Below are 11,216 nucleotides of genomic sequence, written 5' to 3' on the forward strand. Positions count from 1 at the left end.
GGACATCGGCATCGTGGCTGTGTGTGTCATCTGGCTGCGGTGCGTTTTCATGTCGTCAGCAGGGTGTCTCGGCACCGCGCCGGTAGTACCACCACCAGGTCACGGCCAGGCAGGTGACGTAGAAAACAACGAATCCGTACAGCGCCATGTCGGGGCTGCCGGTCAAGGTGATGGACGAGCCGTAGCTCTTGGGAATGAAGAAGCCGCCGTAGGCACCGATCGCACCGGAGAAGCCGACCACCGCGGCCGATTCGATGCTGGCCTGGTGGGCAGCAGCCACCTTGCCCTCGGCGTTGTCGTTGGCCGACCAGCGCTCGTGCAGGGTGCGGAAGATCACCGGGATCATGCGGAAGGTGGTGCCGTTGCCGATGCCACTGAGCACGAACAGCGCCATGAAGCTGAGCAGGAAGCCATGGAAGTTGCCGCCCTGGCCATCGCTGGGCAGGAAGTGCAGTACGCCGAACACCGCCGCGATCATCAGCGCGAACACCCAGAAGGTCAGGCGTGCGCCACCCCAGCGGTCGGCCATGCTGCCGCCCACCGAGCGCATCAACGCACCCAGCAGCGGGCCGATGAAGGCGTAGGCCAGCGGGTTCACGTCCGGGAACTGGCTCTTCACCAGCATCGGGAAGCCGGCCGAAAAGCCGATGTAGGAACCGAAGGTGCCGATGTACAACCAGCACATCAGCCAGTTGTGCTTGCGGCGGAAGATCACCGCCTGTTCGGAGAACGACGAGCGGGCGCTGGTCAGGTCGTTCATGCCGAACCAGGCCGCGATGGCGCACAGCGCGATGGCCGGCACCCAGATGAAGCCGGCGTTCTGCAGGAACAGCGGCGCCCCACCCTCCACCGTGGGCTGCGGCGCACCACCCAGCGCACCGAACACGCCCACGGTGATGACCAGCGGAATCACCGCCTGCGCCACCGACACGCCCACGTTGCCCAGGCCGGCGTTCAGGCCCAGCGCCAGGCCCTGCTTCTGCTTGGGGTAGAAGAAGGAGATGTTGGACATCGACGACGAGAAGTTCGCGCCACCGAAGCCACACAGGATCGCGATGGCCACGAACACCCAGTAGGGCGTGGCCGGGTCCTGCACCGCAAGGCCGAGCCAGAGCGTCGGCGCCAGCAACGACGCGGTCGACAGCGCGGTCCAGCGGCGGCCGCCGAAGATCGGAATCACGAATGAATAGAAGATGCGCAGGGTGGCGCCGGACAGGCTGGGCAGCGCTACCAGCCAGAACAGCTGGTCGGTACTGAAGTTGAAGCCGATTTTCGGCAGGCTGATCGACACCGCCGAGAACAGCACCCAGACCGAGAAGGCCAGCAGCAGCGAGGGGATCGAGATGACCAGGTTGCGGGTAGCGACCCGCTTGCCGGTACGCTCCCAATAGCCGGGGTCCTCCGGCGTCCAGTCGCTGATGACGCGACCGGGACTGGCAGTGCTGCGGACAACAGGATCGCTACCGACGGTCATACATGGCTCCAAGGCTGTGGAATGACGTGGGTACTGCGTTTCAAGTTGTGACCCGTCGTCATGCAGCCATTAGGCCGTGCAGCACGGACGACGGGGTTGATCTGGATCAATCAGGGGCCGGTTTCCACCCTGCCCCTGACAAATGTCAAACCGATGAAGCGGTGTTGCGGCGGGTCACCCCGCGCTGGCGCACGCTGTCACGCACGTCCACATCGAACTGCAGCTGAAGCTGGCCGCCATCTTCCAGGGCAATGTCGAACGGCAGGCCATCACGGCAGGGCAGCCGCGCCGCCAGGGCCTCGACTGCCGAACGTGGCAGCACCAGGCGGCAGAAGGTGCCACCGTCCAGCAGCACGGGCTGCTCGCCGCCATGCAGCGAGACCGCCATGCCCCAGCCCTCGATACCGCCGAAGCGGGTCATGTTCTCGACCGATTCGCCGGCCAGCAGGCGCGCCAGTTCGGCCTCGTCCAGGCGAAGCCGTACCGATTGATCCTGCAACTGCACTTTCATGACGCAACATCCTCCCATTGTTCGGGGGTATTGCAGTTGACCAGGCAGGCCTCGTCAACGCCTTCCAGCGCCAGCACGTGCATCTGCAGGCGACGCTGGAAGGCCTGTACCGAGCGCTGCCCCTGCGCATCATCCAGCATCGCGGCCAGCACGCTACGAGTGGCATTGTCCACATTCAGCAGCATGGGAAAGGGATGCCCGTCAAAGATCGTGCATGCCCCCTGCCGCTCTGCCGCCAGCCGTTGCAGCAGCTGCGGCGCCAGCAACGGCGTATCCACCGGCACCACCCACGCCGGGCCATCGGGCATGCGCATCGCCACGCTGTAGAGCCCACCCAGCGGCCCGCAACGTGCCACTCGGTCCGGCACGGCGCCGAACGCCGGGTAATTGCCGCTGACCCAGACCTCGCGCGCGCCCGCCTGCTTCAACAGGCCCCGCATGTGTTCCAGCAGGGTGCGGCCCTGCCACGGCAGCAGCGCCTTGTCTCGCCCCATCCGGCTGGACAGCCCCCCGGCCAGCACGATGCCGTTGATGCTCATCGCAGTGGCGCCACGCCATGCGTGGCTGCGCCGGCCGGATTCATCGGGAAGGCCACATCCACGCATGGCGTGGATCTACTGGCCCCGGTGCCCCCACGAAGGGCGTGGTCAATGCGCATGGTCATGGCCGTGTGCGGGTTCGTTCTCCGCATGGCACAGGCTGCAGCCCTCGCTCCACTCGCTGTCGCCGTCCTCATAATGCTCCTGCTTCCAGATCGGGCACTGGTGCTTCACCACCTCGATCAACTGGCGGCAGGCCCGGAACGCTTCGTCACGGTGCGGGCTGCCGGCGGCCACCACCACCGCCACATCGCCGATGCCGAGCCGGCCCTTGGCGTGCGCCACGTATAGCTTCAGCTTCGGCCCGAACGTGGCCTCGACCTCCGCCGCCAGTCGCTTGAACTCGTTCAACACCAACGGTTCGAACAGATCGTAGGTAATCCCGGTCACCGGCCGGCCGATGTTGACGTCGCGCACCTTGCCGATGAACACATCAATGCCACCGAAACCCGCATCAGACACCGCCGCGATGCCCTCGGTCGGATCGATCGCTGCCTGCGCGCGGTCCACCACCTTGGCGATGATCTTCTCGCTCATCGCTCAGCCCCCGCTTACCGGCGGCAGGATCGCCACCCGGCCATCGTCGGGCAGCGCCTCGTGGTCGCGCAGCACGCGTTGCTGGTCGGCGAACGCCGAATAATCCAGCAGGCCGGCACGGAAACCCGGCCAACGCACCGGCAACAGCTCGCGCAGCGCCTGGCGCAGGTCGGCCACAGTGCCACCGGCCACCTCCACCGCGATCTCGCGGCTGGCATCCAGATCGGAAAACGCACCAAACAACTGCAGATTCACCTGTTTCATCATGACTCCTGGCTCGCCAGCTGCACCGGGTCATGGTGACCCCAGCCCTGTACCCGCACCGGCGTGCCAGCAGCGGCCAGGTCTCCCTCGGCCTCCAGCACCACCCAGGCGTTGGCCTGCAGCATGGACATCAAACGGAACGACTCCTGCCCGGACAGCACGCGCGCACTCAGGCGCCCCTGACCGTCCACTTCCACCCGCGCCCGCGCGTGGAAGCGCAGGCCCGGCGGCTTGCGCACATCGGCCTGCAGCGGCAGCTGCAACACGGATTCCGGTGCCAGCCCCAGCAGGCGGCGCAGCACCGGCTCCACGAAGAAGCGCTGGCCCACGGCGGCCGAGACCGGGTTGCCGGGCAGACCGAAATACAGCGCGCCATTGGGCAGCACCGCGAACAGCAGCGGCTTGCCCGGGCGGATCGCCACCTTGTGGAAGACGATGCGCGCACCACGGCCACGCAGCGCATCGGGAACGAAATCGTAGCGGCCGGCCGACACCGCGCCCGTGCTGATCAGCAGCTGTGCGCCGGCAGCCAGCGCGTCATCCAGCACCGCATTGAACGCGGCCACGTCATCACCCACCGTGCCCTGCCAGACCACCTCGGCACCGGCGGCCTGCAGGCGGCCAACCAGGTACGGCCGGTTGCTGTCACGGATCTGGCCGGATTCCAGCGTCTGCGCCGCCTCGGTCACCAGCTCCTTGCCGGTGGCGATCACCGCCGCCTTCGGCCGCGCCACCACCGCCACCTCGCCCACGCCGATTGCATGCAGCAGGGTGCGCGCGTTGATGTCCAGTACCTGCCCGGCCTGCAGCACGCGCTCGCCGTCGCTTACATCCTGGCCGCGCAGCCGTACGTTCTGGCCCGGCTTCACCGTGCCCTTCAGGGCGATGCGAGTCGGGCGTCCATCTTCGCTGGCGAGGACCTCCACGTTCTCGACCGGCACCACCGTATCCAGCCCAACCGGCATGCGCGCGCCGGTCATGATTTCCCAGGCACCCTCGCCGCCTTCGGCGCCAGCATCGCCGGCGGCCTGCCAGCCCTGCACGGCAAATTCGGTACCGGCTTCGAACGTCGCGCCGTTGGCGCGCAGCGCGAAGCCGTCCATCGCAGAATTGTCGAACGGGGGCAGCGACTGCCCACTGATGATGTCACTGGCCAGAGTGCGGCCGCCGGCCTCATGCAGCGGCAGGTGCTCGGCCGGCAGCGGCGTGGCCGCGTCCAGCAGGTGCTGCAGGGCTTCGCTGTAGGCAATCATCAGTGGCCACCACCATCGACCATCGCCAGGGCGTGGCCCAGTACCGGCGCCAGGATGTCCAGGCACTGCGCCGCCGCCTTCGGGCTGCCCGGCAGCGCGAACACCAGCATGTTGCCCAGCTGCACCACCTCGGCGCGGCTCAGCCAGGCCATCGGCGTGTGCTGTGCGCTCAGTGCCCGCACCATCTGCGCCAAGCCATGCACCGGCCGCGCGTTCAAGGAACGCAGCGCTTCGGGGGTCAGGTCACGTGGGCCCAGCCCGGTACCGCCGGTACACAGGCACAGGCGCACACCATCAGCAGCCAACGCCTGCAGGCGGCCCGCCAACGGCTCGATGCCATCGGGCAACACCTCGGCGGCCACGACCTCACCGCCCAGCTTTTTCACGCCGGCAACCAGGGTCGGGCCAGAGACATCTTCATAGGTGCCCTCGCTGGCGCGATCGCTCAGCGTGATCACCGCGCAGGCCGCGCCCTCCAGGCCCTTCGGCGCGCGCGGCTTGAAACGCGCGCGCTCGGCATCGTCCATGCCGTCGGGGTGCAGCCACACGCCGCGCTTGCCGCCTTCCTTGAACAGCAGGCGGATGCCTTCGATGCGCAAGGCCGGCTCCACCGGTTTGCTCAGGTCGTACAGGGTCAGCAGTGCCGCGTTGACGCCAGCCAGTGCCTCCATCTCCACGCCGGTGCGCGCCTCGCTGGCGCACTCGCACCACACGCGGATCGCCTGCCGTTCCGGTACCGGCGCGCAGAACACCTGCACCAGTTCCAGCGGCAGCGGGTGGCACAGCGGCATCAGCATCGAGGCCATCTTGGCGCCCTGCAGGCCGGCAATCTCGGCCATCACCAGCGCATCGCCCTTGGGCAGGCGGCGCTCGACGATCAGCGGATAGGCCACCGGACCGGCATGCAGCTCGCCCACCGCCACCGCACGGCGGCGGGTGATGCGCTTGTCGCGGACATCGGCCATGTGGAAGGCCGCATTCAATTCCCCACTCATCGTGTTGCTCATCCTCCGATGGAGGCCAGGTGCGGGGTCAGCCCGGTCTGGCCCTGGTGCAGTCCATGCCCGGCCGCTTTCAGGCCAAGCTGTGTGGTGATGCGTGCCAGCAGCGCGTCGTGGTCATCGTCGCTCTGCAGCAGTGGGCGCAGCGGCACGCCGAACTCGCCGAACAAGCACAGCCGCAGGTCGCCCTTTGCGGTCACCCGCAGGCGGTTGCAGCCCTTGCAGAAGTCACGCGAATACGGGGCGATGATGCCGATGCTGCCGCGATGGTCCGGATGCCCGAACTCCCGCGCTGGGCCGGCATCGGCGGCGCGCGGCCGTTCGTGCCAGCCGGCGGCCAGCAGCTGCTCGATCACCACGTCGGCACGCAGGTGGTGGCGCTGGAAATAGGCTTCGTTGTCGCCGGTACGCATCAGTTCGATGAAGCGCACGCTGAAGGGACGATCGCGCAGGTAGTCCATCCACTGCGGCAGCTCGTCGTCGTTCAGGCCGCGCAGCAGCACCGCGTTGAGCTTGATCGCCGGCAGGCCCAACGCCTGCGCCAGGGCCAGGCCCTGTTCGATCTCCGGCAGGCGGTCATGCCCGGTGATGGTTTTGAAGCGTTCGCGCTGCAGGCTGTCCATGCTCACGTTCAGCGCGGTCAGGCCGGCGCGGTGCCAGCCCGGCAGGCGCCGCGGCAGCAGCGTGCCATTGGTGGTGATGGCCACCTTGCGGATGCCCGGCACTGCCGCCACGGTGGCGATGATCTCGTCCAGGTCCTTGCGCAGGCTGGGCTCGCCGCCGGTCAGGCGGATCTTGCTCATGCCCAGCGCCGCGAACGCGCGCACCAGGCGCTTGATTTCATCCACCTGCAGGAAGCGTGGGCGGCCATCGGCCTGGTAACCGTCGGGCAGGCAGTAGCTGCAACGGAAGTTGCAGGCTTCGGTCAACGACAGGCGCAGGTACGGAAAGCTGCGTCCGAAACCGTCGGTGAGTTGGCTCATGGCTGGTCCACCTTGTTGCTCCACCGTCTTGCCTGTACCCGGAACGGCCCGGAAACCCTCGTCTGCTGGAACGATTGCCAGAGTACGCGGCAGTCAGTTCCATGGGCATGACTTAAATCAATCGTCTTCGGCCCCGCGCGGCAGGCGTTGTGGCAGCATGCGGCTTTCCGTGCAGCGGGCGTGTGACAACCCTCATGATGATGAACGATTTCCAGCAGCTGCTGCACGCCGCAGGCCAGCAGGCTGAACCGCAACGCTTGCTGTTCGTATTCGTGCGCGCCGAGCTGCCCGAATCGCCCACCAGCGACCAGCGCGTCCGGCATGACCGCCGCGAGGGCGGCACCCTCTCGCCGGTGCTGTGCGTGGACAAGCTGCCGGCCGAGGTGCCCAGCTTCCAGGCGCTGGCGGCCGAATCGACCACCACCGGCATCGACTGGGACCTGGTCTTCGTGGCGGCGCTGGACGGCCGCGCCGGTTTCGCCCCCAACAGCGATGAAGCCGCGCGCCCGCTGCAGCTGATGGTCAACGCCATCCATGACGGTCAGATCGGCCGCTTCGCCGCCTTCGACCGTGGCGGCGAGCCCGTTCAGTTCTATTGAGCCACCAGCTGCAGGGTCAGGAAGAAGATCACCAGCACGGTGTTCAGCCCCCAGGCAACGGTCAGCCCACGCGCGGCTACGCCCATATTGGGGTTGTGCGCGGTGGGCGCCGCCCGCCACACCGCCGGGATGATCCAGCCGGTATAGAGCAGCAGCACGGCAAATACCCCCAGCAGCAGCGTGGTGCGCTGGTTGGCCAGGGCCCAGAGGGCTACCGCCCACAGAATGTTGCTGGGAATCACGCCCTGCAGCCAGAACACACTCCACAGGCGGGAACGGCCCTGGGCGTCGGGGGTGGGGTGCAGCGAAGCGGTCGCGGTCATAAGTCTCCTTCTGTTTAGGAAACGTGCTGAACAAGCCTGCGCTTGGTGGCTGGGAACGTCAAGGAAGGACGGAATCGGTAGCGCCGGGCCATGCCCGGCGGCATCCTCCACGTTCATGCACCCTCGGCTCGCCGGGCGTGGCCCGGCGCTACCGGTCCTGTTATCCCTGTCGTCATCGCCCCTCCCCACCCGCTTCCTTTCCTCGCCCAACCTCGACACCTGTCGCAGATTGCACGGTGCGGGCGGATCACCGCGCCAGCCCGCGCAGGCAGTGCTTAACAGCGTGGGAGAATGCCGAAAGCGTCTCCAATCGAGCGATGTTTGCAACTCTTCTGATTGGCATTGCACAGCGCCAGGGGCTCAGATGGCGTGCCACCGGAAAAGGGTGGCCGGGCTTCGAACACCCGAGTTGATGTTGATGTATGCGCTTGCCAGCCGGCGTCACCTTAGCGTGGCGCCGGCTGGCAATCCGTCTGCCGGCTATGGCGGGCGGTGCGTGGGGGCCTTCGGGCCCGCCGGACTGACATCAACCCGGTGTTCGAACCACGTACCGTCCGCCACTTTTATGAGTGGCGGCTACCGATTGCCCAGCACGGAGCCTTGCCATGAACGAATCGGACTTCCCCCACCTGCACGCCTACCGCAGCACCGCCCACGACGACGGTTCGCCACAGGCTGCGCCCGCAGTGGACAGGAACACCTTCATTGCCAACCTCCATCGCATCGGCGTCGGTGCGGCGGCCGATGGCCAACCCTGGCCGGAGCGGCATCAGCTGCCCGGACGCTGCCTGGCCCTCGCCGACGCCGATTGCGCGTTGAATGGATTGCGGGTGGTGCTGGAAATGCTGTTGGCGGCGGAGCGCACCCGGCAGAACGGCGAACCCGAGCAGTACGTGGGCGACCGGGTGATGGAGGGGTTGGTCATGGCCTGCCAGTCGTTGTGCGCGCAAGCGGTGGGGCGGTTGCAGCCCGAGGGGTGAAGGCCATCTGCTACGCCATTCAGCGAGAATCGCCTCCCGCCCGACACGCCGTCGGCGCAGCGCCCTTGTCCGGGGGAACCGTGAGTACATTCCAGCGCTCGGCCAAGGTGCGCTCGAGGCGAACAGAGAATGACCGTGCCTCGGCGGGCACCTTCCCTTCAGAAAAGCCGATAGCTATCTCGAAGCGATCCAATCCGAGGTTCCCCGCCTCCAGTCCAGAGCCGTCTTCCCGCTTCACTCCGACGTAGACGACGGGGCGCTTCATGTCCACCTTTGCCCTGGCAAGCTGGCGATCCAATTCAGCGCTGCCATCAAAGAACTGCATTCCTTCGTCCTTGGCGAGAGAGCTGAGGGTCTGCTTGAACCGCCTCAAGCCCTCTTGGTCATGCACGCAGAACTGGATCATCTTGAAGGGCCGCTTTCCTACAGCCCATGCGCCGCCAGAGAATCCAAGTCCGACTCCAATCAGAAGTAGTGCTGTCAGGAGCTTCACCATCATCAAGGCCCCAATATGCAGAGTGTGGCGGCCAACGGCACCGCCGGAGCAAGAATCACGAAACCAAGCACGTAGGACGACTCGGTCGTTTCAGGCAGCACCCTGTTGGTGAGGAAAACCTCGTCGGGGCTGAGGAATCTAGGCATCTGACGTCCTTCACAGCACTACGTCCGCCATCGGTAGATGCTCGATCCGCCATGACTTGGCGTAGATAAGAATGATGCTTCCAGTCGAGCTGGTTTCGATGTGGAAGCACTTCACGCCGGATAGCGGATAGCCGACCGCCTTCCAACGATCAAGAAGATCAGCGAGTCCCGGCTCGTCTTCGTCCACCACGGCGAACTCTATTCTCTCCTCACCCAGAACGCCGAAGTGCATGAGCGCCGAGCACCCGTAGGCTTCCGAAAAGCAGACGGTTGCCTGCCGGCCATCCGGCCAGCGCACCTGCACCTTTACCTCGTCGCATACGCCAGGATTGCTTCTGTCGATGTTGATGGCCAGCAACGTGGCATCACACCATTCGAGCGCGTTGAAATCCTCATTCATCTACTGGAACCCTTCAGACGCATACGACCGGGCGACCGAATCCGGGCGCCGCCAACTTGGCGGCAGCGCCACTCTTTCTCTCAGACTGTCTTTTAATTCCATTCGCCTCTACTTACCGCCTGCCCTACAGCCACCATAGACGACGGAGCCGATACCCTAGAATTTCTCCCACACAGTCGTCACCACGGCCACGCGCCCCAAGAGCCTTGAGGTCGCCAATTGCCACTCACGCATTTCGCTTGCCAGGTGAGACCGCCCGTCCACCTAGAATTTTATTCCACTGTAAACAAGGCCCAACTCTTCATCTTGCATGACCCAGCGACCAACATTACCCTCCGGGCACAGATAGAACTTGCCGCCATAGCTTGACGCTCGCGACCACGCGTTGCGGGCAAACTGAGGAAATCTCCGCATGACTCGCGCGTCGGACATCTCCGGTCTGCTCACTAGCCTGCAGTCTTCGGGCAAAGCAAGGACCCCGCTGGTTAGGCGGAAAACCAGCCACGATTCATTTGTGTCCATGTCGTGCGATTCGCGTATGTTGACCGCGTCCTCAGGCAACCATGAAGGCAACCACTTCGATTCACCGATTGCTTGTCTTGAGACGGCTTGATTGCGGTCTGCATACTCGGTGCTGGCAACTTCCATGCAACCAGAAAGTGCGATTGACAGCATCACGACTGGGAGCAGCTTGGGAGCGTACATTTGAGGCGTCCAAGTCATCAGTAGGGGAAGCTTCCACCCGGACGATAGCTCCCGCACATCTGCGAGCAACTCCCCGTACGGCTCATTTGTCCAGATGATCGTCCGAGGCGATTTGCCAGCTGATCCGCAGCGGAGTCAGCGGCAGAGTCGCCCTTGATGGTTTGATCGAGCCACTCGCGCGAGTCACCTGCTGGCCGGGAAAGCGCAGGCCGAGTTCAAACACCACTCCATCGTCTTGCGGATCAGCATTCGGGATCCAGTCACCGAACACCTCGCTCTTGTTGCGCCACTCCCAAGCCCAGACCTCGGACGACCGATCGATCACCACTCGAGGCTCACCCGGATGACACTCAGTGAGCACAGTTCCCCACTTGGCAGGCCAATTGCGCAGGGGCGCTGGCCCGATGCGTGAGCATCAGGGGCAGCGCCGAAGTCAAGGGCGGTCCGTACTGACGGAGACAGAGCCGTCTTCCCTCAGCCAGACGTTCACATAGGTATCTGGGGGAGGTATCCGATTGATCGACGCCCCTGCAGGAAGGATCTCCCAACTGGTGATCGAGCCGCAAACTGTTTTATGGATCAACCTGCGACTGTCCACCCCCCGTCTGACCAGTTCGGCAACAACCACTTCGGGAGGCTGGCGATCAAAGCCTTTGTAGACAGTGCAAGTCTTTCCCGTCTGACCCATGGGGTACGTTGAACTCTCCACCTCATCCCGGCACCCCAGCTGGCCCAGAACGAGCGAGAGGATGGCTAGTATCCGAATGCATCGCATTGCCTGTCGCTCCTTTCCTTTACTGCCCTGCTGTAAGCCTTGTCTACTGCGGCGCCTCCGAGTCCGCCGTCGCGCAGCCGAGTTGCACAGATCATCTGCTCTTGATATGCACGGCACTCAAGCTCATTTGCCAGCTGCCGATGCTCGATCCCACCATATTCCCAGTTCTT

Annotated in this window: 14 protein-coding genes; 2 read left to right on the forward strand and 12 right to left on the reverse strand. The window is 65.2% G+C overall.

Features of this window, described 5'->3' with window-relative positions:
* Nucleotides 1–55: 55 nt before the first annotated feature.
* The 8 genes from CCR98_RS11890 to moaA form a co-directional block, all read right to left on the reverse strand.
* On the reverse strand, nt 56–1,474 hold the full coding sequence (locus tag CCR98_RS11890; RefSeq protein ID WP_087922773.1) for a NarK family nitrate/nitrite MFS transporter: 1,419 nt from the start codon (nt 1,472–1,474) through the stop codon (nt 56–58).
* Nucleotides 1,475–1,619: 145 nt separating this feature from the next.
* Nucleotides 1,620–1,985 (reverse strand): hypothetical protein, encoded by a 366-nt coding sequence (locus CCR98_RS11895; protein WP_049439036.1) that lies wholly within the window; start codon nt 1,983–1,985, stop codon nt 1,620–1,622.
* The gene (locus CCR98_RS11900) at nt 1,982–2,524 is read right to left on the reverse strand and encodes a molybdenum cofactor guanylyltransferase (protein WP_087922774.1); all 543 of its coding nucleotides are present in this window, start codon (nt 2,522–2,524) and stop codon (nt 1,982–1,984) included. The genes CCR98_RS11895 and CCR98_RS11900 overlap by 4 nt, the downstream gene beginning before the upstream one ends.
* A 108-nt stretch (nt 2,525–2,632) precedes the next feature.
* Nucleotides 2,633–3,121 carry a molybdenum cofactor biosynthesis protein MoaE gene (locus CCR98_RS11905; RefSeq protein ID WP_087922775.1) on the reverse strand — a complete coding sequence of 163 codons (489 nt, stop codon included), beginning with the start codon at nt 3,119–3,121 and terminating at the stop codon, nt 2,633–2,635.
* Nucleotides 3,122–3,124: 3 nt separating this feature from the next.
* Nucleotides 3,125–3,385, reverse strand: coding sequence for a MoaD/ThiS family protein (locus tag CCR98_RS11910; protein WP_049401279.1), 261 nt, complete (start codon nt 3,383–3,385; stop codon nt 3,125–3,127).
* The gene (gene glp / locus CCR98_RS11915; protein WP_087922776.1) at nt 3,385–4,638 is read right to left on the reverse strand and encodes a gephyrin-like molybdotransferase Glp; all 1,254 of its coding nucleotides are present in this window, start codon (nt 4,636–4,638) and stop codon (nt 3,385–3,387) included. Before glp ends, CCR98_RS11910 begins: the two co-directional genes overlap by 1 nt.
* Complete coding sequence (moaCB, locus tag CCR98_RS11920; RefSeq protein WP_087922777.1) at nt 4,638–5,633, reverse strand: bifunctional molybdenum cofactor biosynthesis protein MoaC/MoaB; 996 nt, start codon at nt 5,631–5,633, stop codon at nt 4,638–4,640. Before moaCB ends, glp begins: the two co-directional genes overlap by 1 nt.
* Nucleotides 5,634–5,641: 8 nt before the next feature.
* Nucleotides 5,642–6,622 (reverse strand): GTP 3',8-cyclase MoaA, encoded by a 981-nt coding sequence (gene moaA / locus CCR98_RS11925; RefSeq protein ID WP_087922778.1) that lies wholly within the window; start codon nt 6,620–6,622, stop codon nt 5,642–5,644.
* Between the two features lie 194 nt (nt 6,623–6,816).
* Between moaA and CCR98_RS11930 the strand changes: the two genes are divergently transcribed.
* Nucleotides 6,817–7,221 carry a ribonucleotide reductase subunit alpha gene (locus tag CCR98_RS11930; protein ID WP_087922779.1) on the forward strand — a complete coding sequence of 135 codons (405 nt, stop codon included), beginning with the start codon at nt 6,817–6,819 and terminating at the stop codon, nt 7,219–7,221.
* Here the strand turns inward: CCR98_RS11930 and CCR98_RS11935 are convergent.
* Complete coding sequence (locus CCR98_RS11935; RefSeq protein WP_087922780.1) at nt 7,215–7,544, reverse strand: hypothetical protein; 330 nt, start codon at nt 7,542–7,544, stop codon at nt 7,215–7,217. The two genes, CCR98_RS11930 and CCR98_RS11935, sit on opposite strands and share 7 nt — an antisense overlap.
* Before the next feature lie 605 nt (nt 7,545–8,149).
* Between CCR98_RS11935 and CCR98_RS11940 the strand changes: the two genes are divergently transcribed.
* A complete protein-coding gene (locus CCR98_RS11940; RefSeq protein WP_087922781.1) occupies nt 8,150–8,524 on the forward strand; it encodes a hypothetical protein in 375 nt (124 codons plus the stop codon).
* A gap of 19 nt (nt 8,525–8,543) precedes the next feature.
* On the opposite strand, the gene CCR98_RS11945 is transcribed toward CCR98_RS11940, so the two are convergent.
* The 3 genes from CCR98_RS11945 to CCR98_RS21335 all read right to left on the reverse strand — a co-directional run bounded on the left by CCR98_RS11945 (nt 8,544) and on the right by CCR98_RS21335 (nt 10,599).
* Nucleotides 8,544–9,023: a hypothetical protein gene (locus CCR98_RS11945; protein WP_232463012.1), complete on the reverse strand. Its 480-nt coding sequence runs from the start codon at nt 9,021–9,023 to the stop codon at nt 8,544–8,546.
* A 153-nt stretch (nt 9,024–9,176) separates the two neighbouring features.
* Nucleotides 9,177–9,566 carry a hypothetical protein gene (locus CCR98_RS11950; protein ID WP_087922782.1) on the reverse strand — a complete coding sequence of 130 codons (390 nt, stop codon included), beginning with the start codon at nt 9,564–9,566 and terminating at the stop codon, nt 9,177–9,179.
* A 787-nt stretch (nt 9,567–10,353) separates the two neighbouring features.
* Entirely contained in the window at nt 10,354–10,599 is a 246-nt protein-coding gene (locus tag CCR98_RS21335) for a hypothetical protein (RefSeq protein WP_232463013.1), read from the reverse strand.
* Nucleotides 10,600–11,216: the final 617 nt, after the last annotated feature.

Source organism: Stenotrophomonas sp. WZN-1, assembly GCF_002192255.1.
GTDB lineage: Bacteria > Pseudomonadota > Gammaproteobacteria > Xanthomonadales > Xanthomonadaceae > Stenotrophomonas.